This is a genomic window from Aminobacter sp. 01T433, from assembly GCF_056398585.1.
In genome coordinates this window covers 78,834-103,513 of sequence record NZ_JBFTPR010000017.1, presented here as the reverse complement: position 1 = coordinate 103,513, position 24,680 = coordinate 78,834, and the positions used below count along the sequence as shown (strand labels likewise).

The window sequence follows — 24,680 nt, the reverse complement described above, 5'->3', positions numbered from 1 at the left end:
GGAAATCCCATGCTTCATCTCACTCTCGTTGCAATCGGCGGTGCCATCGGTGCTTCGCTGCGCCATCTCGCCAATCTTGTCGCGCTGCGCCTTGCCGGACCGAATTTTCCATGGGGCACGATGGCGATCAACATCGTCGGCTCCTTCGCCATGGGCTTGTTCGTCGGCTTCCTTGCGCGCCGGTATGGCACGTCGAACGAACTCAGGCTTTTCGTCGCCACCGGCATCCTCGGCGGCTTTACGACTTTTTCGGCATTTTCACTGGATTTTGCCACTCTGTGGGAGCGTGGATCGACGCTTCCAGCCTTTGGTTATGCGTTTGCCAGCGTCATATGCGCCATTCTGGCGCTGTTCTTGGGAATGTGGCTCGCAAGAAGCGTCGGCTGATGCTATTGGGCCGCTTCGAAAAGGACGATTGAAAAATGGCTGGCGTTGAACAGATCACGGTGGAAGCCGGCGAAACGGGCATGAGGCTCGACCGCTGGTTCAAGTCCCATTTCCCGGGGCTCGGCTTCGGCCACCTGCAAAAACTGCTGCGCTCGGGCCAGATCCGGGTCGATGGCGGCCGGGTCAAGGCCGACACGCGTGTCGAGCCCGGCCAGACGATCCGCATCCCGCCGCTTGAGGTCGACAAGAAGAACAGCGGCCCGCTGACCGCCCGCACCATGCGCGATCAGGACGATGGCGATGTGCTGGCGCAGATGCTGATCTACGAAGACCCCAAGGTCTTCGTGTTCAACAAGCCTGCTGGCCTTGCCGTACAGGGCGGCTCAGGCATCGTGCGCCATCTCGACGACATGCTTGAGGCCTGGCGCAGCAAGAAGGGCGAGAAGCCGCGCCTGGTGCACCGCCTCGATCGCGACACGTCGGGCGTGCTGGTCGTGGCGCGTACGCGTCTGGCGGCGATGAAACTCGCCGAAGCCTTCCGCGCACGCGAAACCAAGAAGACCTATTGGGCGCTGGTCAAGGGCGCGCCGCCCAAGCGCGAAGACAAGATCTCGACCTGGCTGATCAAGGAACAGACGCCCGACGGCGACCGCATGCGCGTCGCCAAGCATGGCGAAAAGGGCGCTGACCATGCGGTTACATATTACCGTGTGCTCGAGCAGGCGGCCCAGACCATGACCTGGCTGGAAATGGAGCCTTACACCGGCCGCACGCACCAACTGCGCGTACATGCCGCCTATATTGGCTGCCCGATCATCGGCGATCCCAAATATTTCGAACACGACACCAACTGGGAGTTCCCAGGTGGTCTGCAGAACAAGCTGCATCTCCATGCGCGCCGCATCGTCATCCCGCATCCCGACAAGGGTGTCATCGACGTCACGGCTCCAATGCCGCCGCATATGCGCCAGAGCTGGAACCTGATCGGCTTCGACGACGAAAGCGGGGAGCCGGCGTGACGGCAATCTCGTTGGGTGACGGCACATCCATTTCGCTGAAGCTCGTCTTGTTCGATTGCGACGGAACGCTGGTCGACAGCGCCGACATCATCCACGCCTCCATGGTGACGACCTTTCGCGAGGCCGGCCTGCCGGAGCCGACAACCGAAGCGACCAAGAGCATCATCGGGCTGACGCTCGACCTCGCCATCGCGACCTTGCTCGACCGCCCGCTTGACGCAGAATGCGGTCGCCTCGCCGAGCGCTACAAGGAGCATTTCATCGCTTCGCGCCATCTGCCGACCTTCCAAGAGCCACTTTATGATGGCATTGCCGAGCTGATCGAAACGCTGGCCAAGCGCGACGACGTGCTGATTGGCATGGTCACCGGCAAGTCGCGCCGGGGCGTGCAAAGGGTTCTGGAAACCTACGGTTTCGAGCGGCATTTCGTGACCATTCGCACCGCCGACGATTGCCCATCCAAGCCGCATCCGGCGATGGTGCTGGAATGCTGTGCCGAAACCGGCATCGATCCGGATTCGACCTATGTGATCGGCGACGCCATCTATGACATGCAGATGGCGAGGAGTGCGGGTGCACAGGCAATCGGCGTTTCCTGGGGTTACCACCACCGCGACGGCCTGTTTGCCACTGGCGCGCATGCCGTGCTGACCACGCCAAGCGAGCTGCTTACTCTTATCGACTAGCTGGACCAGTTGCTGGGCGGCGTCCTGCTTTATGTTGCCGCCTGTCTTGCGCCGCTCAATGCAAGATCACGCCGGCATTCGATTATCTGGATCGCGCTCGGCGAGCGTGGAGAAATTCATGACAGCCACAACGCAGCCATTGGATCGTCGCGACAGCATCGATGCGGCTGCTGTCGCGTTCATGCTTTTGCTGACGATGTCGTGGGGCATGAACGGCGTCGCGGCCAAACTCGCCACGACCGGCTATAATCCGATTTTCCTCAACGTGGCGCGCTCGGGCATCGGCTGCGTCTTGGTGTTCCTGTGGTGCCTTTATCGCCGGGTTCCACTGTTTAGCAGGGACGGTACATTGTGGGCCGGCATCGCTGCCGGCCTGCTATTCGGCGCCGAGTTCATCCTGGTTTTCGTCAGCCTCGAATACACAACGGTCGCGCGCAACTCGCTTTTGGTCAACACGATGCCGTTCTGGATCCTGATCGGCGCGCATTTCTGGCTTGGCGAGCGGATGTCGATGCAGAAATTTCTCGGCCTGCTTCTGGCTTTCGGCGGTGTAGCGGTGGTCTTTTCCGACAAGCTCGGCGCGACAGGTTCATCGACGCTGGTCGGCGACCTGTTGAGCCTGATGGCCGGGTTGCTTTGGGCATTGACGACTTTGGTGATCAAGGGCTCGAAGCTGTCGAGCGCCGGTGCCGAAAAAGTGCTGCTCTATCAGCTGGTCGTGTCCGCGCTCATGGCGATGCCGCTGGTATCGCTTGCCGGTCCAGCGATCCGCGATGTCTCGGCCGTCGCCACCGGGGCGCTGCTGTTTCAGGCTGTTTATGTCGTTGCGTTTACCTATATTCTCTGGTTCTGGCTGATGCGGCGCTATCCTGCGGCGGGCCTTTCCAGCTTTGCCTTTCTGTCGCCGGCTTTCAGCGTGATATGCGGCTGGCTGGTGCTCGGCGAGCCGTTGACCTTGAACATTTTTCTGGCGCTCGGCCTGATCGTGGCCGGGCTGATGATCGTAAATCGGCCGTCGCGGAAAAGCGCGCCGGCAGCGGAGTAAAGATGCGAGACATTCTGAGCGACCTCGAAACCAGCGACGGCTTGTCCGATCCCGACCCGATCCGCCGTGCGCAAAGCACGTTGCGCAAGCAACTGCCCAAGCGTTTCTATGAAACGGCCTCGGTTGCGGCTGTGGACGAAGGCCATGCCGTTCAACTCGATGGCAAGACCGTGCGCACGCCGGGCAGGGCGTTGCTTGCCCTGCCGACCGCAGCCGCGGCACAGCTAGTCGCCGACGAGTTCGCAGTCCAGGTCGAGACCATCGACCCCTTCACCATGCCGGTCCTGCGCCTGGTCAATACGGCCATCGACGGTGTCGCCACCGACCCGCAGGCTGTGCTCGAGGATATCTTGCGCTTTTCGTCGTCCGACCTGCTTTGCTATCGCGCTGATCACCCGGAACGGCTTGTCGAGCGGCAGGCCGAGGCATGGGATCCGATCATCGATTGGGCGCGGGCGTCGCTCGGCGCGCATTTCCTCGTGGGCGAAGGCGTCATGCATGTCGAGCAGCCGCGCACGGCGATCGCAGCCCTCGGCGTTCACCTGTCGCAGCGCGCCGAGCCGATGCGCCTGGCGGCACTGCACCTGATGACCACTTTGACCGGCTCAGCCCTTTTGGCGCTGGCAGTGGAGATGGGTGAAATCAGCGCCGAAGAAGCCTGGACTGCCGCCCATGTCGACGAGGATTGGCAGATCGAGCATTGGGGTCAGGATTCCGAAGCCGTCGCCCGCCGCGCCAACCGCAAGCGCGACATGCTGTCGGCGGTGGCGCTGCTTGAGGCGCTGAAGGCCGACTGACACGCTCGCCGAGCACTCGGCAAGCCGCCGCCCAGCTCTTGTGCAGAATGTCAGCGCCGCTGTCTTAATCTGCCTATTTTTTGAACATCCCCGTTTTCTACGCCTTCGACTTCAGGCGCGGATGCGGGGATTTTCAATTGGCACGAGGCTTGCATCTCTTACCTCGACAAACGCCGCCAATGGCAGACAGGCACGACACTGAGAGGTTAGCATGACGAAGTACAAGCTCGAGTATATTTGGCTGGACGGATATACTCCCGTGGCCAATCTTCGCGGGAAGACGCAGGTCAAGGAATATGCCGAATTCCCCAAGCTGGAGCAGCTTCCCTATTGGGGATTTGACGGCAGCTCGACCATGCAGGCGGAAGGCAAGAGCTCGGACTGTGTCCTGAAGCCGGTTGCCGTGTATCCCGACCCGGCGCGCATCAATGGCGTGCTGGTCATGTGCGAAGTCATGATGCCGGATGGCGTCACGCCGCATGCGTCGAACACCCGCGCCACCGTGCTTGAGGACGACGGCGCCTGGTTCGGTTTCGAGCAGGAATATTTCTTCTACAAGGACGGCCGTCCGCTTGGCTTCCCCGAAACCGGGTTCCCGGCGCCGCAGGGCCTGTACTACACCGGCGTCGGCTATCAGGCCGTTGGTAACATCGCGCGCCAGATCGTCGAGGAACATCTCGACCTCTGCCTCGCCGCCGGCATCAACCACGAAGGCATCAATGCCGAAGTGGCCAAGGGCCAGTGGGAATTCCAGATTTTCGGCAAGGGCTCGAAGAGGGCCGCCGACGAGATGTGGCTTGCTCGTTACCTGCTGCAGCGCCTGACCGAAAAATACGGCATCGACATCGAATATCACTGCAAGCCGCTGGGCGACACCGACTGGAACGGCTCGGGCATGCACGCCAATTTCTCGACCACCTATATGCGCGAGAAGGGCGGCAAGGCCTATTTCGAAGCGCTGATGGCGGCATTCGCCGATGCCCGTGCCGATCACATCGCGGTCTACGGGCCTGACAATCATCTGCGCCTGACCGGCAAGCACGAGACGGCGTCGATCGACGTCTTCACCTGGGGCGTCGCCGACCGCGGCGCATCGGTGCGCGTGCCGCATAGCTTTGTCCGTGACGACTATCGCGGCTATCTCGAAGATCGCCGCCCGAACTCGCAGGGCGACCCCTACCAGATCGCCTCGCAGATCCTGAAGACGATCGCAGAGGTACCAACAAGCTTCGAGAAAAAGGCGGCTGCGTAAGCGCTTTCAGGCAGGCACTAAAGAAAAACCCGGGGGCGACCCCGGGTTTTTTGTTTGCTTGGAGGTTCGCCGGGCGAAGCCCAGACTTCTGCGCAAACAAAAAGCCCCGGATTGCTCCGGGGCTTTTGTCGTCATGATATCAGGTGCTTACACAGAATAATACATGTCGTATTCGACCGGGTGCGGGGTCATTTCGAGGCGCATGACCTCGGCCATCTTCACTTCGATGAACGAGTCGATCTGGTCGTCGTCGAAGACGCCGCCGGCCTTGAGGAAGCCGCGGTCCTTGTCGAGGCTCTGGAGCGCTTCGCGCAAGCTGCCGCAAACGGTCGGGATCTTCTTCAGCTCCTTGGCCGGCAAGTCATAGAGATCCTTGTCCATCGGCTGGCCGGGGTGGATCTTGTTCTTGATACCGTCGAGGCCGGCCATCAGAAGCGCAGCAAAGCAAAGATAGGGGTTTGCGCCTGGATCGGGGAAGCGGACCTCGACGCGCTTGGCCTTCGGCGAGTTGCCGAACGGAATGCGACACGAGGCCGAACGGTTGCGCGCGGAATAGGCGAGCAGCACGGGAGCCTCATATCCTGGCACCAAACGCTTGTAGGAGTTGGTCAGCGGGTTGGTAAAGGCGTTGATCGCCTTGGCGTGCTTGATGACGCCGCCGATGAAGTAGAGGCAGCTTTCCGAAAGCCCGGCATATTCGTTGCCGGCAAAGGTCGGCTTGCCGTTCTTCCAGATCGACATATGGACGTGCATGCCCGAGCCATTGTCGCCGAAAATCGGCTTCGGCATGAAGGTGGCCGTCTTGCCGTAGGCATTGGCGACCTGGTGCACGACATACTTGTAGATCAGCATCTTGTCGGCGTTGCGGACGAGAGTATCGAACTTGATGCCGAGCTCGTGCTGGGCAGCCGCCACCTCGTGGTGATGCTTTTCGACGCGCACGCCCATCTCGGACAGAACGGTCAGCATCTCCGAGCGCATGTCCTGGCAGCTGTCGATCGGCGGCACCGGGAAATAGCCGCCCTTGACGCGCGGGCGGTGGCCGAGATTGCCGGTCTCGTAGTCGGTGTCGTCGTTGGACGGCAGTTCGGTCGAATCGAGCTTGAAGCTGGTGTTGTAGGGGTCGGCCTTGTACTTGACGTCGTCGAAGACGAAGAATTCGGCTTCCGGGCCAACGAAGATGGTGTCGCCGATGCCTTCGGCCTTGAGGTAGGCTTCGGCCTTCTTGGCGATGCCGCGCGGATCGCGGTTGTAAGCCTCGCCCGAAACCGGGTCGAGAATGTCGCACAAAATGACCATGGTCGACTGGGCGAAGAACGGGTCCATGTGGACCGTGTCCATGTCGGGCATCAGCACCATGTCGGACTCGTTGATGGCCTTCCAGCCGATGATCGACGAACCGTCGAACATGACGCCGTCGGCGAACATCTCTTCTTCGACTTCGGCGATGTCCATGGTGACGTGATGGAGCTTGCCCTTCGGATCGGTGAAGCGCAGGTCAACGAACTTAACGTCGTTGTCCTTGATCTGCTTCATGATGTCTTTGGCTGTCGTCATAATGTTTCCCTGTGACGTTTAGATGAGAATGAACTGATGCGAGGTCAGATGGCGTCGATGCCGGTCTCGCCGGTGCGGATGCGCACGACTTCCTCGATGTTGGAGACAAAAATCTTGCCGTCGCCGATGCGGCCGGTCTGGGCCGCCTTGCGAATCGCTTCGATGGCGGCTTCCACCGATTCGTCGCCGAGCACGACTTCGATCTTCACCTTGGGCAGAAAGTCGACGACGTATTCGGCGCCGCGATAAAGCTCGGTATGGCCCTTCTGGCGGCCAAAACCCTTGGCTTCGGTGACCGTGATGCCTTGCAGGCCGGCTTCCTGAAGCGCTTCCTTCACTTCGTCGAGCTTGAACGGCTTGATGATCGCTTCGATCTTTTTCATGCGAATATGGCCTCCGATGCCGTAACTCAGGGGTGATGCACCCACTCGCGCATCTTTCAAGCACGAAGCGTGCCAAGTCGAGTGGCTGCGATGACTTTGTTCGGTTTGCCCAGTTGGCAGCCGAAGACGCAGCGATTGGACCCGATTTCAGCCGGCAGGTCGAGATGCGCACAAAATTTCATCGCTTCGCACGCCGCTCGTCTGCACAAAAAAGCAGCAAAATGCTCATGATTTGCACAGCGTGAGCCATGCTCATTGCCGTTTGGGTGGGATGCGGCGGCGTGCTAACTCTCAAGCAGCTCTCAGAAAAGATCCGGGATGGCCGCCATGGCGTTTGAACTTCTGACCCCAAGCGAGATGGCCGAAGCCGACCGGGTGACGATCGCTGCCGGGCCGGTGGATGGCATTGGCCTGATGCGGCGGGCAGGGGCTGCCATCGCAGCTCTCATTCTCTCCCGATTTCCGGGGGCTTGTCCGGTTCATGTGTTGTGCGGGCCGGGCAACAATGGCGGCGACGGTTATGTCGTTGCGCGCCTGCTTGCCAAAAGCGGCGTCGATGTCATGCTTTTTGCAACCGCCAGCCCGCGCGTCGGCAGCGATGCGGCACTTGCTGCCGCCGAATGCCCGGTCGCTGTTCGGCCTCTTGCGGCGTTCGCACCCGAGGCCGGCTCAGTGGTGGTCGATGCGCTCTACGGTGCGGGGCTGTCCAAAGCGCTGACGGCTGATGTGCTGGCGGCGATCGAGCGGACGACCGAAGCGGGCGCGCCTGTCGTTGCGGTCGATCTGCCATCAGGCGTGTCGGGGGCGTCGGGCGAGGTCCTGGGCGGCGCGTTCACGGCCACCGTGACCGTGACCTTCGCGCGCAAGAAGCCAGGGCACCTGCTGTTTCCCGGCCGGTCGTCTTGTGGCGAAATCAGTGTCGCCGACATCGGCATCTCTGACACCACCATTGCGACCACAGGCACGCGCTGTTTCGAAAACAATCCGGCACGGTGGCAACATCTGTTTCCCACACCCGCCAACGATGCCCACAAATACAGCCGCGGCCATGTCGGCGTCTTCTCAGGCGGCCCGTCGGCAACGGGTGCCGCGCGCCTGTCGGCAATGGCTGCGGCACGCGCTGGCGCCGGTGCGGTCACGGTTTTGTCGCCGGGCACAGCATTGGCCGCCAACGCTGCCCACCTGACGTCGATCATTCTCCGGCGTTCCGACACGCTCGCCGCTGCCTTGGCTTTTCTCGGTGCGCGCAAGCCCGAGGTCCTGGTCTACGGCCCCGGCCTTGGCCCCGAGCCGGAGGTCGGCCGCTTCGCGCTTGAACTGATGTCAGTTGCCGAGGGGCGGTTTGGCGCGCTGGTGCTCGATGCCGACGGCATCACCTCGCTGTCACATCAGCGCGCGGCCTTCTTTGAGGCGGCGAAACGGCTAAATGCACCGAGCCTTGTGCTGACGCCGCATCACGGTGAGTTCGGCCGCTTGTTTCCCGATATTGCAGCAGACGGCAAGCTGTCCAAGCTGGAGCGGGCGCGGGCGGCTGCAAAACGCGCCCATGCGACCATCATATACAAGGGCCCGGACACGGTGATTGCCGCCCCAGACGGGCGGGCGGCGATCAATACCAACGGCACGCCGCTTCTGGCGACCGCCGGCTCGGGCGACGTGCTGTCAGGCATCGTTGCCGCACTTCTGGCGCAGGCGATGCCACCCTTCGAGGCCGCATGCGCTGCGGTGTGGATGCATGCCGAGGCAGCGCGCCGTTTTGGGCCTGCGTTGATTGCTGAAGACCTGCCGCTGGCGCTAAGGGAGGTGCTGGCGGAGTTGAGTGCGTAGGTCTGCAAGCGATGCGGTGAGAATCGAACTTCGCATTAGCGGCCGTCATCCCGGCCGAGCGCCGCGAGAGCCGGGATCCATTGACCGGCGCGGCCGGGCGCTGATTTCGCTATTCCGTTCCTGAAGATCGCCAAGACGAGGACCCGGCCGTGCTTGGCGATTTTCAAGTCAATGGGTCCCGGATAACCTGCGCTTCGCTCCGGTTTCCAGGATGACGGCGTCTGCGCTGGCGCCACACTTCTTCACCGCCACGCTCGCTTTTGCGCCTGGCCATTGTCAAAGAGCACTCCCTTGCGGGAGGCAGTTCGGGAAGCGGGGCGCGAGGCCGTGCCTTCCGATAATTGATTAGTGGCGCGACATTCGCGCCCCGCTCGGTGTTCTTGCCCCGCTCAGTCGCCTCGGCTTTCACCGCCAGCCGCCGCAAGGCCCGGGCTTGGGGGCTCATCACCCAGTGGGAGAACCGACCTCCCACCAGCCCGGCACCGGCGCTTCCCCCCGATGCCCGGTGCGCACCGGGGTCCCGTGGAAGATCGCGATGATGATGATACGGCAGGTGGAGAGGGCGTGGAAAAGCGATGGCGGCTATCCACGGTGGTTGCTGACAGATGGTGACAACAATCCGTGCCTTACGAAGCCAACCTTCCCCGTCTCATTCCTTCGCACCCCCCCCTCTGGCCCCTGCCGGCCATCTCCCCCACAAGGAGGGAGATCACGCCGTCATCGGCGCCCAGGCCAATCACTAACGTTGCCATCCGCAGCCCGGTAATCTGCAACTTTGCAGGATGGACGCTGTCGGTGACGCGACTAATCTCCCTCCTTGTGGAGGAGATGGCCGACAGGGGCCAGAGGGGGGTGCGAAGGAATGATACTGTGAAAGTCAGGAGCCAAGAAACAGATCGTGGAACACGTCTCCACGCCTCGCGAAGTACGGGGCGCGGAATGGGCTCATCGATCAGGCGTTTGTGCCGCCGTCGATAGTGAGGGCTGCACCGGTGACGAAGCGGCTTTGCGGACCGGCAAGCCATGCCACCAGGCTGGCAATGTCGTTTGGCGAGCCGAATTGCGGGATGGCCATCAGGCTGCGCTGATAGTCGGCGATATCACCTTCGGCCGGGTTCATGTCGGTCTCGGTCGAGCCAGGGTGGACGACATTGACGGTGATGCCGCGCGGCCCGAGATCGCGCGCCAGGCCCTTGGTCAGCCCGACCAGTGCCGCCTTGCTGGCCGAATAGAGGCTGATGCCTTCGAACGGCACGCGATCGGCGAGATTGCTGCCGATGGAGATGATCCGGCCGCCTTCGGCCATGACGCTTGCCGCTGCTTTCGAGGCGATGAAGGGCGCACGGAAATTGACGGCCATGGTTTCATCAAGCTGTTCCAGCGTCACCGTGTCAATGGTTCCGGCGTGCCAGATGCCGGCACTGTTGACCAGTATGTCGAGACGCCCGAAGGCCTGGACGGTCCTGGCGACGGCAGCTTCAACGGCTGTCGCATCGGCATTGTCGGCTTGGATCGCCATGGCGCGACGGCCGAGCTCTTCGATCTTCCTGACGATGGCTTCGGCCTTTTCAACTGAACGAACATAAGTCAGCGCGACGTCGGCGCCGGCGGCGGCGAGCCGCGTCGCAATGGCCGCGCCGATGCCGCGGCTGCCGCCAGTGACCAGTGCGACCTTGCCCCGGAGTTCGATCTGGGGGAGTTCGGTCGTATCGCGATGGGAGGACATGATCTATCTTTCTGTATTGGTCGATACAAAAAAGATGGCACCCTTGCCGAATGCGGTCAAGGTCTTTATGTACCGATCATAACAGAAAGGTTTTCGATGTCCCAGAAAGGACGGCCACGCAGCTTTGACCGCGATGCTGCCTTGCGCCAGGCGATGCGGGTGTTCTGGCAAAAGGGTTATGACGGCGCATCGCTGTCGGAACTGAAGACGGCGATGGGCATCAATTCGCCCAGCCTTTACGCCGCCTTTGGCTGCAAGGAAGCGCTGTTCCGCGAGGCGGTCGATCTCTATGGTGCGACGGAGGGGAGCGACATCTGGGGCGCCTTCGATCGCCCGGGCACTGTCCGGGAGGCGGTGGCGGATTTCCTGCGTGCTTCGGCAAGGGCCTTCAGCGAACCCGGCGATCCCAAGGGCTGCCTGATTGTGCTCGGCGCGCTCAATGTCAGCGAAACCAATATCGAGGTGTTCCGCGATCTCAGCGCTCGGCGCATGTCGAGTGCGCGCGACCTGGCCGGCCGGCTGAAACTGGCGGTGGAGCAGGGCGAATTGCCGGAGACTGTCGATTGCGAGGCGATTGCCGCGTTCTATCTCGCCGTCCAGCAGGGCATGTCGGTACAAGCACGGGACGGCGCCTCGCGCGAAGCCCTGCTCGCGGTCGCCAATGGTGCGATGGTCGCCTGGGATGGATTGACTTCCGGGACTTCAGGCTCCGGGAGACATGCCGTAGCCTGAAGTCCCAAAAGCATCTAGCCGTTGATCCGCTTCATGAATGCCATGGCGCCGAAGGGCGCACGGACTTTGCCTTCAGTGATGAAGTAGACAAACACGTCGCGCGGCTTGACCGGCGCCTCTGCAGTGGGATCGGCGCGGGGCAGGTCGGCGGGAGTGCCACCGGCAGACCAGATTTTCGCACGCTCGGTCCACTCGTCGAGGCCCTTTGACGTGTAGCAGTCGTGATTGTCGTCGCTGCCGGTCTGCAGCCGCGCATAGATAAAATCGCCCGTGACATCGGCGATAGCCGGATATTTGGCGTGGTCGGCATAAACGATGGCGACATTGTGCTTCCGGGCCAATGCGGCGAATTCCGGGACGACGAAGGAATCGTGCCGCACCTCGACCGCATGGCGTAGTTTCACGCCGTCCTGCTTTTCCGGCAGAAGCTTGAGGAAGGCACCAAAATCATCTTCGTCGAATTTCTTGGTCGGCGCGAACTGCCACAGGATCGGTCCGAGCTTCTCGCCAAGAGCTGCCACACCTGACCCCAAGAACCGCGCCATCGACTCGCCAGCCTCGCCGAGCACGCGGCGGTTGGTGACGAAGCGGTTGCCCTTGAGCGCATAGACAAAGCCGTCGGGGGCCTCGTTCGCCCATTTGAGGAAGGTCGGCTCCTTGAAGGACGAATAATAGGTGCCATTGACCTCGATGGTCGGCACCTGCTGAGTGGCAAACTGCAGCTGCTTCGCCTTGGACAGCTTTTCGGGATAGAACGTGCCTTCCCAGGGCTCGAACGTCCAGCCGCCCATGCCTGCACGGATTTTTCCGGTCATTGTTACCATCCCTACGAATACGTCGCCAAATGTCGGCCATTACTAGCCGAAGTCGCAGGGCAGGTCACAGATGCAGTTGCGCATGGCTACATCATACTGACAAAATTTCTGTATCCGCCGAAATGGACGGCCGAGCCACCATTGCCGAGCGCTTCAAAAGCTTGAATGAAGTTTTACGATTCATTTGCTGCTGATGGCTATGTATTTGTTCCAAGCTATCATAGCGCAAAGGATAAATACATTGTCCACGTCTGCAATAACAACTTCGATCCAGCACTCGCCACCTTTTTCACTTCAGGCACGCCTTGGCCTCGTCGCCGCAGCATTGGTCACTCTGCTGTGCCTGGTGACATTCGATGCTGTCGTCAACGATCGCACGCTGCTCGAAAAGGACAGGGGGGACTGGTCGATGGCAGGCTTGGTCAGGCCCATCGTGACATTCTTTGCGGCCTGCCTGCTCGTCCTTGGCTTGCGGCCCCACCCATCGACGGCGCGCCCGATTGAAAACCAATCGGGATTGCTCGGCGTGGCGTATGTCATGGGGGCAGTGCTGATGCTCACCACGGCAAGCGTGATTTTCGCACCTCAGATACTGTTTGAGATGGTGCGCGAAGGGCAGACGGTCAGCAACCTCACCGAGTTGGCCTTCCTGATCGCACTTGCCGGCCTCGGCGCTGCCGGATGGCGCGCGCGCCGCGACCGGGCACGGGTGTTCGGCGTTCCGGTGCCATTGATCTTCGTGGCGATGTTTGCCGTCACCTTCCTCATTCTCATGGAGGAAATGTCTTGGGGCCAGCATTGGATCGGCTGGTCGGCCGGGCCGATGTTCGAAGGCAACGCCCAGAACGAGACGAACCTGCACAATTTCGCCACCTACAGGTTCGAAGCCGCCTACTATTCGGCCGCGTTCGTGTTCTTCGTCGCCTTGCCGGCATTCTGGCCAACAAAGGTCAGTGGCTTGTGGCGGCAGGTGGAGGGGTTCGTTCCACCAAAACTGCTCGCGCTGGCGAGCCTGCCGCTGACCGGCTTTCTCTTCGAGGAATGGAGCATCGTACCCTATCAGGTCTGGTTCTTCATGGGATCGCTGATCGCCCTGCAACTGGCAGCCGAACTTCGCCACGAGCGGCCCGCGCTCCGGGCAGCCGGGCTGGTCATGGCGATGCTGCTTCCGGTTTCCCAGCTGGTTTTCGTCTTTGGCGGGCACCGCATGCTGGACGGCTACGAGTTGTCCGAGATCCGCGAACTGCTGATCCCCGCTATCATCGCTGCTTATGGCTGGTGGCTGTTTTCAAGCCGCGCCGACGCAGGCCGGTTGGCGGGGTGACCGGCAGGCTTGCCTTCAGCTGTGGTGGCAATTCGATCGTGTTCAGCTTGTTGCGTCGTTCATGCGCACTTCGAAAACCGGTTGCAAGATAAGATCAGTTAACTTATTTTGAAACCGGTTGCATTATGCAACCGCCATGACTGCGCCGGCGTGAGCAGAGGAAAATCCACGTTCGGAATGAACCAGCCCCGGACGGCTGCGTCGTCGACCATATGGCGTTTGAAGCTCACGCCACTTAATTGAGACATGCGAGGCAGCGTGCAAGATGTTGAAGGAGATGGAAGGATGAACGCCTACGCCTCAATCGCCATCACGCCGATCCTTGTTGCCGATTTGAACGTCGAGGGCGAGCGGATGCCAGTCTACGTGCACGTCATCAATCATCCCGATGCGCGCATACTGGTCGACACCGGCATGACGGAACTGCACCCGGCGGTAGTGGCCGCCTTCGATCCCTGCCTCTATCCACTGGACAAGCAAGACTTCGACCTCGCCAGCATCGACATCGTCGTCAACACGCACCTGCACGCCGACCATTGCGGCGGCAACCACCTCTTCGCCGGCAAGCCTATCTACGTCCAGCGTCGTGAGCTCAACGATGCGCACAGCGACGAGAACGAATACCCCATTCGCGAGTGGGTCGACGCGCCCGGCGTGCGGTATGTGCCGGTCGACGGCGAATTCGAGCTGCTTCCCGGGCTCAGGCTCGTCCCGGCGCCAGGCCACACAGCCGGCATGCAGGTCGTGGTGGTCGAGACTGGCGGGCGCCCGGTCGTCGTTGGCGGCGACGTGGCGGTTTGGTTCGGCGAACTCGACGAGCCGAGCAGCGAAGGCCAGCTGCGGGTGCTCGCGCTCGACCCCGAACTGGTCTGGCTCGCGCACGAGCACGAGCCGTGGCGCCCCCGCACCCTATAGGCGGGCGGGGCAGGCGCGCTAGTAGCTAGCGCAGCCGTAAGGCGCTGCGTAATCGCTATTCCGCCGCCTCGCGTTTCCTTCCCCCCGGGCGGCGCTCCAGAAGTTCCTTGAGGAACTGGCCGGTGTAGCTGCGCGGTTCGGCGACAATGTCTTCTGGCCGGCCTGAGGCCACCAGCTCGCCGCCGCCGTCGCCGCCCTCGGGCCCGAGGTCGAGCACCCAGTCGGCGGTCTTGATGACCTCGAGATTGTGCTCGATCACGACCACCGTGTTGCCCTGGTCGACCAGCTCGTGCAGCACTTCGAGAAGCTTGGCGATGTCGTGGAAGTGCAGGCCGGTGGTTGGTTCGTCGAGGATGTAGAGCGTCTTGCCGGTCGCCTTGCGCGACAATTCCTTGGCCAGCTTGATGCGCTGGGCTTCGCCGCCCGACAGCGTGTTGGCCTGCTGGCCGATATGGATATAGCCAAGCCCGACCTGGTTGAGCGTCATCAGCTTGTCGCGCACGACGGGCACCGCGGCGAAGAACTCGACGCCTTCCTCGACGGTCATGTCGAGAACGTCGGCGATCGACTTGCCCTTGAACAGCACGTCAAGGGTTTCGCGGTTGTAGCGCTTGCCGTGACAGACGTCGCAGGTGACGTAGACGTCGGGCAGGAAGTGCATCTCGATCTTGATGACGCCGTCGCCCTGGCAGGCCTCGCAGCGGCCGCCCTTGACGTTGAAGGAGAAGCGGCCCGGCTGATAGCCGCGCGCCTTGGCCTCCGGCAGCCCGGCGAACCAGTCGCGGATCGGGGTGAAGGCGCCGGTGTAGGTCGCCGGATTTGAGCGCGGCGTGCGGCCGATCGGCGACTGGTCGATGTCGATGACCTTGTCGAGGAATTCGAGGCCCTCGATGCGGTCGTGCTCGGCCGGGTGTTCGCGCGAGCCCATGATGCGGCGCGACGCCGCCTTGAACAGCGTCTCGATCAGGAAGGTCGACTTGCCGCCGCCCGACACGCCTGTCACGGCGGTGAAGGTGCCGAGCGGGATCTCGGCGGTGACGCCCTTCAGATTGTTGCCGCGCGCACCAACGACCTTGATGCGCCTGTTCTTCTTCAGTTCGCGCCGCACGGCCGGCATGGCGATCTCGAGTTCGCCCGACAGATATTTGCCGGTGATCGAGTTCGGATTGGCCATGACCTGCTGCGGCGTGCCTTCGGCGATGATGCTACCGCCATGGATGCCGGCGGCCGGGCCCATGTCGACGACATAGTCAGCCGTCAGGATCGCGTCTTCGTCATGCTCGACGACGATGACGGTGTTGCCGATGTCCCTGAGGTGGCGCAACGTGTCGAGCAGACGGGCATTGTCACGCTGGTGCAGGCCGATCGACGGCTCGTCGAGCACGTAGAGCACGCCAGTGAGGCCAGAGCCGATCTGCGACGCCAGGCGGATGCGCTGGCTTTCGCCGCCCGACAGCGTGCCGGAATTGCGCGACAGCGTCAGATATTCGAGGCCGACATCGTTGAGGAAGCGCAGCCGCTCGCGGATTTCCTTGAGGACGCGAACGGCGATCTCGTTCTGCTTGTCGTTGAGGGAAGCGGGCAGCGCCTCGAACCAGGCGTTGGCCTTGCGGATCGACTGCTCGGTGACTTCGCCGATGTGCTTGCCGGCGATCTTGACGGCCAGCGATTCCGGCTTGAGCCGATAGCCATTGCAGGCAGGGCAGGGCGTGGCCGACATGAAGCGCTCGATCTCCTCGCGCATCCAGGCGGATTCGGTCTCTTTCCAGCGGCGCTGGAGATTGGGGATGACGCCTTCGAAGGTCTTGGTTGTCTTGTAGGAGCGCAGGCCGTCGTCATAATTGAAGGTGATTTCCTTCGCGCCGGTACCGTGCAGGATCGCTTCTTGCGCTTCCACCGAAAGGTCGCGCCAGCGGTCGCCGATCTTGAAGCCATAGACCTTGCCGAGCGCTTCCAGCGTCTGGCTGTAATAGGGCGAGGTCGACTTGGCCCAGGGCGCAACAGCGCCTTCACGCAGCGAGACGTGGTCTTCCGGAACGATCAGTGCCGGGTCGATGGCACGCTGGTTGCCGAGGCCGTCGCAGGTAGGGCAGGCGCCGAACGGATTGTTGAAGGAAAACAGCCGTGGCTCGATCTCGGGGATGGTGAAACCCGACACCGGGCAGGCAAACTTCTCCGAGAAAAGAATGCGTTCGTGGGTTTCGTTAGCGGATTTGTTGACAGCGTCCACGCCGGTCTGGCTGGCGTCCAGCGGCTTGTCGGCGAACTCGGCGACAGCCAGGCCCTCGGCGAGCTTGAGCGCGGTCTCCATCGAATCGGCGAGACGGGTGGCAAGGTCGGGCCGCACGACGATACGGTCGACGACGACGTCGATGTCGTGCTTGTACTTCTTGTCGAGCGCAGGCGCTTCGCCGATCTCGTAGAAGGCGCCGTCGATCTTGACGCGCTGAAAGCCCTTCTTCTGAAGCTCGGCGAGTTCCTTTTTGTATTCGCCCTTTCGGCCACGAACGATGGGCGCCAGGATGAACAGGCGGGTGCCCTCTTCGAGCGCCAGCACGCGGTCGACCATCTGCGAAACCGTCTGGCTCTCGATCGGCAGGCCAGTGGCCGGGGAATAGGGCACGCCGACACGCGCAAACAGCAGGCGCATATAGTCGTAGATCTCGGTGACCGTGCCGACCGTCGAGCGCGGGTTCTTCGAGGTCGTCTTCTGCTCGATCGAGATCGCCGGCGACAGGCCGTCGATCTGGTCGACGTCGGGCTTCTGCATCATCTCGAGGAACTGGCGGGCATAGGCCGACAGGCTCTCGACATAACGGCGCTGGCCCTCGGCATAGATGGTGTCGAAGGCGAGCGAGGATTTGCCCGAGCCCGACAGGCCAGTCATGACGATCAGCCGGTCGCGTGGCAGGTCGAGATCGATGTTCTTGAGATTGTGTTCGCGCGCACCGCGAATGGAAATGTACTTGTGATCGGCCATTGCCGCGCCGCCGCCTCAAATCTGGAATTGCTCGGAGTGGCGGGTTTGCCCGACCATCCCCTCATGTAGGTATTTTCGCCGCCCGGTCGAGAGGCGTCGTCACCAAATGCGTTTAAGCGCCTTTGGCACGCAGGGGCAAGTGAAAAGAACAAAGGCCGAACGACCTCCTGACAACGGTATGGCAGGAGCATTGGCTGAGGCCGGACGTGGGAATCGGCCCTGCGATCACATCTTTTCCCCCTCTAACAATTGTAGTTGACGTAGCGGAATCGGAGATGCAAACTCCTGACGTCGCCTGATGCCGAGCCTCCTCTGAGGGCTCCTCACCATGCTACGGTCGGTCTGCGAGACGCCGCAGACACGCGAGTTGAGCAGCAGGCGAACAAACGGTGCAACTGACGTAGGAGCTAGGCATGACTCCACCGGACAGTCCCAAAAGGTTCCGCTAACAAGCCGGAGCCGCAGCAGGCGCAGGTGCCTGACTTTCCCTTAGTGCAAAGTTCTTGCAAACCGCGACCCGTTGATCCCCCTACAATTTGAAACCATTGGTCGGATCGTTGGCCAAGCCACGAAGCATCCGAGAGAGCAAGCCGGTAAACCACTCCCGGCAGTCAAGGGTATAACCCGACAACAGGCCCCGTGCGCTCCTGGGAGCGGCGGGGCCATTTTTTGGCCTACAGCGCCGCGCGTCCTCTTGGACGCGCAAGGACGCTGTAGCGCTTTGAATTGGTGCATGATCCTTTCCGAAAATCGATTCCGATTTTGGGGGTCATGCACTAGGAATTGTGCAGCGATTTCCTGCTGGCAATCCCTTGCGCAGCAGCCTTGCGATGCCATTCTGCGTTGCACAAGCCGTGGATGGGAGCGACGGCAAAGCCGGGGGAAGTTGTCATGACAGTTCGCCAGACAAGGCTGATCGGGTTGCTGGGCGGCATGAGCTGGGAATCCAGCGCGCTCTATTACCGGCTGCTGAACACTGCCGCGCATCGCCGCATGGGCGGGCATCACAATGCACGTTCGCTGATGTTCACACTCGACTTCGACGAGCTCAATGCGCTTGCCGCCCAGGGCGACTGGAAAAAAGTGGCGGCCGTGATTTCGGACGCGGCGCGCAGCCTGGAAAAGGCCGGTGCCGAATTCGCCATGCTGACGGCTGTCACGGCCCATACCGTTGCCGACCAGGTGGCGGAGGCGATCGGCATTCCGTTGCTGCATATCGTTGATCCGACAGGTGAAGCGATCCGCGCCAAGGGCCTCGCGCGCGTCGGGCTTTTGGGCACGCGTTATACGATGGAGCTGGGCTTTTTCACCGAGCGGATGCGGAAACAATTTGGCATCGAGGTGATCGTTCCGCCCGAGGACCAGCGCGCGGCGTTGCACCGGATCATCATAGATGAACTGACCCTTGGCGTGATCGAAGAAAAGTCGAAGCGGGCGCTTTGGCAGATCGCAAACGACTTAGGCGCCCTAGGTGCCCAGGCCGTCGTCGTCGCCTGCACCGAGCTGCCACTCTTGCTTGACATGGATGCCTATCCGATGCCGGCCTTCGACGTGGTGAAGCTGCATGCCGAGGCGGCGGTGGAGCGGGCGTTGGGGGAGAGCTGAGGCTGGCAACACTCACCAAAGTCACACACTGGATGGCGCTCGGCGCAAAACCCGAACATAATCAAGAAATGCTCGAGCCGTTGCTGAACGCACAAAGGGCGGCGTAAGGGCTCTGATTGGTAGGGGGCGCGCGATGGAAATTCGATCGTTACTGACGGAGTTGAACGACGCATTCAACGCGCATGATCTCGATCGCATTATGGCGTTTTTCGCCGACGACTGTATCCTGGAGATGCCAAGGGGAACCGCGCCATGGGGGGCGCGTTTCGAAGGCAAATCGAGCGTCCGAGAGGCCCTGGCATCGCGCTTTGAGGGCCTGCCTGATGTCCACTACGGCAACGGTGAGCACTTCGTGGATTCGACCGCCGACACTGGCATCTCGAAATGGACGCTGACTGGTACGACACGCGACGGGGTCCGAAAGGAAGTCCGAGGCTGTGACTTCTACACGTTTCGCGACGGGAAAGTGATCCGCAAGGACTCTTACTGGAAGATTGTGGAGTGAAGCGTGGGCCTGAGCCGGCGACATGCCGCGCCGCCCTGAACTTCTAGATCAAAGGGCACCCGTCAGACGGGCGGAGTGATCATCTCGGCATGTGGTGCTAGCTCGCAAGGCTGTTGTGCCAATGCTCTATGGCCTTGCAGAATTCACCCATGAACACTCCCGAGAATAGCGGGGCAGTCTCACCGTCTGGCGTGAACTCATAAAAGGCGTCTGATTCATCCGTGCCCCATGTACCCAGATATTCGCCGTCTGCGGTCACAACTGACCCGTCGTCACCCAAGTTGATCTTAAATCGCATGGCAGATGTGCTCGGTTAGAGGCAGCATGTCCGGAGGACATCGGTCGGGTTGTTCAGGGAAAGCCTATTGGGTCTTCGTTATCTCATAGCTCTTGTCGATAAGTGCGTAGATAGCGCTATCTTTGACCGAACCATCCAGGAGCACTGTGATCCAGTTCTCCTTGTTCATATGGTAGCCGGGAAAGATGCTTTTCCTGTCGATGAGCGAACCGATCAGCGCGGGGTCGCACTTCACATCCAGTATGTCGACAGTTCCTTCGCCTGCGATCCCCAGCTTCTGTTTAGGAACAATCAGCAAAGCAGCATACCATTTCGCATTGCTCTTATTCCGCAAAATGGCGTTGTTTGGAAATTTGGGCCAAAGGAACTCCGGCTCAGTTCCGTATTGTGTTTTCACATAGTTGAGGACCGTATTTAGACCGGGACTGTCGAATGCCATTTCTCATCTCCCTTTCAGAAGGCGTCGCACGACTAATTCAATCCCGCCTCATAGGTAATCAGACATGGCACTCACCGACAAGCAGCAGCGCTTCGTCGCCGAATGCCTCGCCGATCTGAACAGAGTGCGATACGCGCAAAGGTATGGCGTGCTGAGCCTTGGCGTACAGCGGCTCGGCGCTGGAAGCGGAGAAGGGGCCAGCCTGCCGACGCGAAATGATCGATGATGGTGGCTAAACAAGAAAGTCGAACAACGAAGCGAATTGGCCATTTTCGCTAGATCGCAATGTCAGTATTTCGCGGATCCGTTGCGACGGCGCGTGGTGGCGTCGCTTGGTTCCCTAGATGCTGCCCGATCAATTCAGAGCGGACGTCGATGAGATCGCCGCTGGATTTTGCTGCGTACATCAGCCTGTCGGCCTGGTCCAGAAGCGCGTCGAACGACACGCCAGCCGACGCTTCGGCCAGTCCGATCGCGGCACCGACCTGGATCAGGTTTTCGTCGATCGTGATGAGTTCCGCGATCGCTTTTGCCAAATCGAAGAAGCGGGCAAGCGAGAACGGGTCACCGGCCTCGTAGGAAGACACAATCCCGAACTCGTCGCCGCCAAGGCGGGCGACGAAATCCCCTTTGTTGCCCCACGCGACGAGCCTGCTGGCGATGACCTGAAGCAGCCGATCGCCTGTCGAATGTCCGAACCTGTCATTGACCCGCTTGAAGCGATTGAGGTCGATGTAAGCCAGGAACAGCCGGCTTTCCGACGACAAATTGGCCAATGCGCCGCGCAGGTGCGTTTCGAAGGAGGACCGGTTTTGGATGCCGGTCATCACATCGACTTGCGCGGCATGCAAGATCGCCTGCTCGAACGCCTTGCGTTCGGAGTTGTCGAGGAGGATCTCGATGTCGAAGCTCTCGCCGGCAATCCGTCGCCGCTGCGCACTTATGAGCGTCGGTATGATGCGCCCGCTCGAGTGCTGCATTTCCACTTCAGCGAGCTCGTAAAAGCCCTGGGTTTCAAGCAGCTTCATCCTCTCGCAGCGTGCCGGATCGTCGATCGAATAGGGCAGGTCGACCCCGAGAGGCTGTCCGTCAATCTCGTCCCATGTCCGTCCTATCATGCGGAGATAGGCCGGGTTCACCTTGATGTAGCGAGCGTTATGCTCGATCGTCGAAATCGAAAACGGCACCGGAGACAGCTCGAACAGATCTCGCAAAGCCGCATCGAGAACATCTTCTGAGATCATCACCCAACGGCCACCCGCTCGCACCACGATGACCAAATGGGTACCGCCGGCCTGTTAAATATCGCTGAATAGCCGGGAAACAGAAGCTGTGGCATAGTCGTTTTGTCGATTTGAACTGCTTGGCGACCGAAAACAGTGCTTCGCTGCTGGCGTGGTCACGCAGCATTGTTAGCGCGACAAACACCCTTCGACCTTGCGTGCATTCCAGGCGCATTTCGTTTTCCTGCGACGAGGGCGCATGCGACACTCCCTTGATGTCAGGCAATCAAGGGGAAGCAAAATGGCCAAACTGGTTGTGATGTACAAGACGCCGACGGATACCAAGGCGTTCGACAGGCACTATCTCGAAACGCACATTCCGATCGCAAAAACGATCCCGGGTCTTCGAAAATACGAAATCAGCCAAGGTCCAATTGCGACGCCGGACGGCCCCTCGGGCTATCATTTGGTCGCAACCCTGCATTTCGACGACCTCGCCGCCATTCAGCACGCTTTTGCGAGCCCCAACGGGCAAGCCGCAGCAAAGGACGTTCAAGGCTTCGCAACGGCCGGAGTTGACATGTTCTTGTTCGAAGATCGGGAAGTCTGATCCGCGGGAACTGCCCACGCCAGCGAATGCATGCATCAGGGACGCTTGCCATTTGTCGCCATTGACGCTAGAACAAAAAAGGAACAAAACTATTTGTGGACAGCATGTGCTTTTCCGCCGGCGGGGGCGCATGCATGTGGGCGATGGGCTAATGTGCGCCCTCACATTTTCTTGGAATTGGTTTCGGACGAGCGCGGAGCGGTGTCATGGCAGGTAGCGTCAACAAGGTCATTCTGGTCGGCAATCTGGGTGCTGACCCTGAAATCCGCCGGCTCAATTCCGGCGAGCCGGTGGTCAACCTGCGCATCGCGACATCGGAAAGCTGGCGCGACAAGAATTCCGGCGAGCGCAAGGAAAAGACCGAGTGGCATCAGGTCGTCATCTTCAACGACAACCTCGCCAAGGTCGCCGAGCAGTACCTGAAAAAGGGCATGAAGGTTTACATCGAAGGCCAGCTCCAGACCCGCAAATGGGAAAAGGACGGCATCGAACGCTACACCACCGAGATCGTGCTGCAGAAGTTCCGTGGCGAACTGCAGATGCTCGACGCGCGCGGCCAAGGTGGTGATGCCGGCTACAGCGGCGGCGGCGGTGGTGGCCAGGTCGGTTATGGCGGCGGCCAAGGTGGTGGTGGCTATGGCGGCGGTGGCGGCGGACGTGGTTCCGACTTCGGCCAGTCGAGCCCGACCGACGGCTACGGCGGCGGACGCGGCGGCTCAGGCGGCGGCGGTGGCCGCAGTGGCGGCCAGGGCGGCGGTTCGTCGCGCGATCTCGACGACGAAATCCCGTTTTGATGACAATCGCTCGGGTGTGCGATGGGCTTCAAGCTCATCGCACACCCGGCGAGCTTGGGCTGCTGGTGTAATGCGGTTGGCCGCCAGCCAGAGTGCATTTGCGGTCAAGCGCCTCTCGATTGGCGCGCGCGGTGAACGATATGTGGCGCCGGCAAGATAGCCGGCGGTTTTGACGGGGCATTCGGCATCTGGGCGGTGCCATCAGGGCTGTGTTTGACAGCCGCGCGGTTCTCGATTGGGCAACGATCCGTGGGGGCGTGTATGGTTGACGGATGGGCTTTAAGCGCGCGCAGCGCAAAGACGCTGTGCTCAGTTGTCGTTGGCTTTTTGACCTTGCTTGTGGCGTCGACAACGACGAGCCTGGCGCAGTCGAACGATCCCGTGCGGCCTCCGCTTGTCTCCAAACATCTCGGTGATCTCGATAAAATGGCTGAGCGGCGGGTGGTGTGGATCATCGTGCCGTTCAGCAAGACGATCTATTTCGTCGATCGGGGGCAGCAGTTCGGAACCGCCGTCGAGTTTGGCCGGGCGCTGGAACAGCAGCTCAACAAAGGCAAGAAGAAAGAGGTCGACAAGATCCGGGTCGGCTTTGTTCCCTTGCCGCGTGATCGCCTTTTGCCGGCGCTCAACGAAGGGCTCGGCGACATCGTCATGGCAAACCTCACTGTCACCGAGGCACGCCTGTCGCAGGTGGCTTTCACCGAACCGCTTTATGGCGAGGCGAGCGAAGTCCTTGTCACCGGTCCGGCAGCTCCTGCTATCGCGTCTGTCGCCGACCTCTCCGGGCAAGAGGTTCGGGTTCGGCTCTCCAGCAGCTATTCCGAGCATCTGGCAGCGTTGAACGCGGATTTCGAGAAGAATGGCCGCGCGCCCATTCAGATCAAGCCGATCGACGAGAACCTGGAAGATGAAGATCTGCTCGAGATGGTCAATGCCGGCCTGTTGAGCTGGACCGTCGTCGACAAGCACAAGGCCGATATCTGGGCGAAGGTTTTTACCGATATCGTGGTGCGATCCGACATCGTTGTTTCGGACCATGACCAGATCGCCTGGGCGATCCGCAAGGACAGCCCCAAGCTCAAATCCGTGCTCGACGATTTCATCAAGACGCATCGGATCGGAACCACTTTCGGCAATATCATCCGAAACAATTACTACAAGAGCGACAAGATGCTGAAGCGCGCCTATGCGCCGGCGGATGTCGAGACATTCAAGACGCTGGTCGAGATCTTCCGCAAGTATGGCGGAGCCTATTCCTTCGACTATCTGATGCTGATGGCGCAGGGCTACCAGGAATCGCAGCTCAATCAATCGTTGCGGAGCCCGCGCGGTGCGGTCGGCATCATGCAATTGCTGCCGTCGACCGCTGCAGACAAGTCGATCAACATCTTGGGCATCGACAAGGATGAGGACAGGAATGTCGAGGCGGGTTCCAAATACCTCCGCTACCTGATCGACACCTATGTCAATGACGAGGGTATCACGCCTCGGGATCGGGTGCTGCTGGCGTTTGCCGCCTACAATGCCGGTCCGGCGAATTTGCGGAAATTCCGATCCAAGGCAAAAGACATGGGGCTCGACCCGAATGTCTGGTTCGGCAATGTCGAGAATTCGGCAGCCGAGATCGTCGGCCGCGAAACCGTCCAGTATGTCAGCAACATCTACAAGTACTACGTCGCCTACGATCTTCTGGCCCAGCGCCTGGCGACGCAGAATGGCGGCAGCGCAAATGTCGAGAAACCGGCTTCGTCATCGAACTGA

General features: G+C 60.9%; 23 protein-coding genes. 16 read left to right on the top strand and 7 right to left on the bottom strand.

From position 1 onward, the window contains the following. The first annotated feature begins 9 nt into the window (after positions 1 to 9). The 6 genes from crcB to AC1DLV_RS24340 all read left to right on the top strand — a co-directional run bounded on the left by crcB (position 10) and on the right by AC1DLV_RS24340 (position 5,186). A complete protein-coding gene (gene crcB, locus AC1DLV_RS24365; protein WP_476787121.1) occupies positions 10 to 387 on the top strand; it encodes a fluoride efflux transporter CrcB in 378 nt (125 codons plus the stop codon). A 35-nt stretch (positions 388 to 422) separates the two neighbouring features. Further along, positions 423 to 1,406, top strand: a complete 984-nt coding sequence (locus AC1DLV_RS24360) for an RluA family pseudouridine synthase (RefSeq protein ID WP_476802630.1) — start codon at positions 423 to 425, stop codon at positions 1,404 to 1,406. Positions 1,407 to 1,441: 35 nt separating this feature from the next. After that, complete coding sequence (locus AC1DLV_RS24355; RefSeq protein WP_476802645.1) at positions 1,442 to 2,092, top strand: HAD-IA family hydrolase; 651 nt, start codon at positions 1,442 to 1,444, stop codon at positions 2,090 to 2,092. Between the two features lie 118 nt (positions 2,093 to 2,210). Beyond that, positions 2,211 to 3,137 (top strand): DMT family transporter, encoded by a 927-nt coding sequence (locus tag AC1DLV_RS24350; RefSeq protein WP_476836271.1) that lies wholly within the window; start codon positions 2,211 to 2,213, stop codon positions 3,135 to 3,137. A 2-nt stretch (positions 3,138 to 3,139) separates the two neighbouring features. Further along, positions 3,140 to 3,934, top strand: coding sequence for an ATP12 family chaperone protein (locus AC1DLV_RS24345; protein WP_476802628.1), 795 nt, complete (start codon positions 3,140 to 3,142; stop codon positions 3,932 to 3,934). A 211-nt stretch (positions 3,935 to 4,145) separates the two neighbouring features. Continuing rightward, positions 4,146 to 5,186 carry a glutamine synthetase beta-grasp domain-containing protein gene (locus AC1DLV_RS24340; RefSeq protein WP_476802627.1) on the top strand — a complete coding sequence of 347 codons (1,041 nt, stop codon included), beginning with the start codon at positions 4,146 to 4,148 and terminating at the stop codon, positions 5,184 to 5,186. A gap of 147 nt (positions 5,187 to 5,333) precedes the next feature. Here AC1DLV_RS24340 and glnA read toward each other — a convergent pair whose 3' ends face one another. Both glnA and AC1DLV_RS24330 read right to left on the bottom strand, forming a co-directional pair. Further along, positions 5,334 to 6,743, bottom strand: a complete 1,410-nt coding sequence (glnA, locus tag AC1DLV_RS24335) for a type I glutamate--ammonia ligase (RefSeq protein WP_476802626.1) — start codon at positions 6,741 to 6,743, stop codon at positions 5,334 to 5,336. 44 nt (positions 6,744 to 6,787) lie between these two features. Then, complete coding sequence (locus AC1DLV_RS24330) at positions 6,788 to 7,126, bottom strand: P-II family nitrogen regulator (protein WP_091913600.1); 339 nt, start codon at positions 7,124 to 7,126, stop codon at positions 6,788 to 6,790. Positions 7,127 to 7,453: 327 nt separating this feature from the next. On the opposite strand from AC1DLV_RS24330, the gene AC1DLV_RS24325 reads away from it, so the two are divergent. Beyond that, positions 7,454 to 8,953 (top strand): NAD(P)H-hydrate dehydratase, encoded by a 1,500-nt coding sequence (locus AC1DLV_RS24325; RefSeq protein ID WP_476802625.1) that lies wholly within the window; start codon positions 7,454 to 7,456, stop codon positions 8,951 to 8,953. 952 nt (positions 8,954 to 9,905) lie between these two features. On the opposite strand, the gene AC1DLV_RS24320 is transcribed toward AC1DLV_RS24325, so the two are convergent. Next, positions 9,906 to 10,679 (bottom strand): SDR family NAD(P)-dependent oxidoreductase, encoded by a 774-nt coding sequence (locus AC1DLV_RS24320; protein WP_476802624.1) that lies wholly within the window; start codon positions 10,677 to 10,679, stop codon positions 9,906 to 9,908. Positions 10,680 to 10,775: 96 nt separating this feature from the next. Here AC1DLV_RS24320 and AC1DLV_RS24315 point away from each other — a divergent pair, with 96 nt between their 5' ends. Beyond that, a complete protein-coding gene (locus AC1DLV_RS24315; protein WP_476802623.1) occupies positions 10,776 to 11,411 on the top strand; it encodes a TetR/AcrR family transcriptional regulator in 636 nt (211 codons plus the stop codon). A gap of 14 nt (positions 11,412 to 11,425) precedes the next feature. Here the strand turns inward: AC1DLV_RS24315 and AC1DLV_RS24310 are convergent, their stop codons facing one another. Next, positions 11,426 to 12,226, bottom strand: a complete 801-nt coding sequence (locus tag AC1DLV_RS24310; protein ID WP_476802622.1) for a DUF72 domain-containing protein — start codon at positions 12,224 to 12,226, stop codon at positions 11,426 to 11,428. A 241-nt stretch (positions 12,227 to 12,467) separates the two neighbouring features. On the opposite strand from AC1DLV_RS24310, the gene AC1DLV_RS24305 reads away from it, so the two are divergent. Both AC1DLV_RS24305 and AC1DLV_RS24300 read left to right on the top strand, forming a co-directional pair. Then, entirely contained in the window at positions 12,468 to 13,550 is a 1,083-nt protein-coding gene (locus AC1DLV_RS24305; protein WP_476802621.1) for a hypothetical protein, read from the top strand. 285 nt (positions 13,551 to 13,835) lie between these two features. Continuing rightward, positions 13,836 to 14,465 carry an MBL fold metallo-hydrolase gene (locus AC1DLV_RS24300; RefSeq protein ID WP_476802620.1) on the top strand — a complete coding sequence of 210 codons (630 nt, stop codon included), beginning with the start codon at positions 13,836 to 13,838 and terminating at the stop codon, positions 14,463 to 14,465. Between the two features lie 55 nt (positions 14,466 to 14,520). Here the strand turns inward: AC1DLV_RS24300 and uvrA are convergent, their stop codons facing one another. Continuing rightward, positions 14,521 to 17,445: an excinuclease ABC subunit UvrA gene (gene uvrA / locus AC1DLV_RS24295; protein WP_476836270.1), complete on the bottom strand. Its 2,925-nt coding sequence runs from the start codon at positions 17,443 to 17,445 to the stop codon at positions 14,521 to 14,523. Between the two features lie 891 nt (positions 17,446 to 18,336). Here uvrA and AC1DLV_RS24290 point away from each other — a divergent pair. Together AC1DLV_RS24290 and AC1DLV_RS24285 are read left to right on the top strand one after the other, a co-directional pair. After that, positions 18,337 to 19,050 carry an aspartate/glutamate racemase family protein gene (locus AC1DLV_RS24290; RefSeq protein WP_476802618.1) on the top strand — a complete coding sequence of 238 codons (714 nt, stop codon included), beginning with the start codon at positions 18,337 to 18,339 and terminating at the stop codon, positions 19,048 to 19,050. A 133-nt stretch (positions 19,051 to 19,183) separates the two neighbouring features. Beyond that, positions 19,184 to 19,555: a nuclear transport factor 2 family protein gene (locus AC1DLV_RS24285; protein ID WP_476802617.1), complete on the top strand. Its 372-nt coding sequence runs from the start codon at positions 19,184 to 19,186 to the stop codon at positions 19,553 to 19,555. A 362-nt stretch (positions 19,556 to 19,917) separates the two neighbouring features. On the opposite strand, the gene AC1DLV_RS24280 is transcribed toward AC1DLV_RS24285, so the two are convergent. Next, on the bottom strand, positions 19,918 to 20,292 hold the full coding sequence (locus AC1DLV_RS24280) for an MmcQ/YjbR family DNA-binding protein (RefSeq protein WP_476802616.1): 375 nt from the start codon (positions 20,290 to 20,292) through the stop codon (positions 19,918 to 19,920). A gap of 64 nt (positions 20,293 to 20,356) precedes the next feature. On the opposite strand from AC1DLV_RS24280, the gene AC1DLV_RS24275 reads away from it, so the two are divergent. After that, positions 20,357 to 20,518, top strand: a complete 162-nt coding sequence (locus AC1DLV_RS24275) for a hypothetical protein (protein WP_476802615.1) — start codon at positions 20,357 to 20,359, stop codon at positions 20,516 to 20,518. Positions 20,519 to 20,567: 49 nt separating this feature from the next. On the opposite strand, the gene AC1DLV_RS24270 is transcribed toward AC1DLV_RS24275, so the two are convergent. Then, positions 20,568 to 21,536 (bottom strand): diguanylate cyclase domain-containing protein, encoded by a 969-nt coding sequence (locus tag AC1DLV_RS24270; RefSeq protein ID WP_476802614.1) that lies wholly within the window; start codon positions 21,534 to 21,536, stop codon positions 20,568 to 20,570. A gap of 280 nt (positions 21,537 to 21,816) precedes the next feature. Here AC1DLV_RS24270 and AC1DLV_RS24265 point away from each other — a divergent pair, with 280 nt between their 5' ends. The 3 genes from AC1DLV_RS24265 to AC1DLV_RS24255 all read left to right on the top strand — a co-directional run bounded on the left by AC1DLV_RS24265 (position 21,817) and on the right by AC1DLV_RS24255 (position 24,680). After that, positions 21,817 to 22,125 carry an EthD family reductase gene (locus tag AC1DLV_RS24265; RefSeq protein ID WP_476836269.1) on the top strand — a complete coding sequence of 103 codons (309 nt, stop codon included), beginning with the start codon at positions 21,817 to 21,819 and terminating at the stop codon, positions 22,123 to 22,125. 206 nt (positions 22,126 to 22,331) lie between these two features. Next, complete coding sequence (gene ssb, locus AC1DLV_RS24260; protein WP_476802613.1) at positions 22,332 to 22,919, top strand: single-stranded DNA-binding protein; 588 nt, start codon at positions 22,332 to 22,334, stop codon at positions 22,917 to 22,919. Between the two features lie 261 nt (positions 22,920 to 23,180). Further along, positions 23,181 to 24,680 (top strand): MltF family protein, encoded by a 1,500-nt coding sequence (locus tag AC1DLV_RS24255; RefSeq protein ID WP_476802612.1) that lies wholly within the window; start codon positions 23,181 to 23,183, stop codon positions 24,678 to 24,680.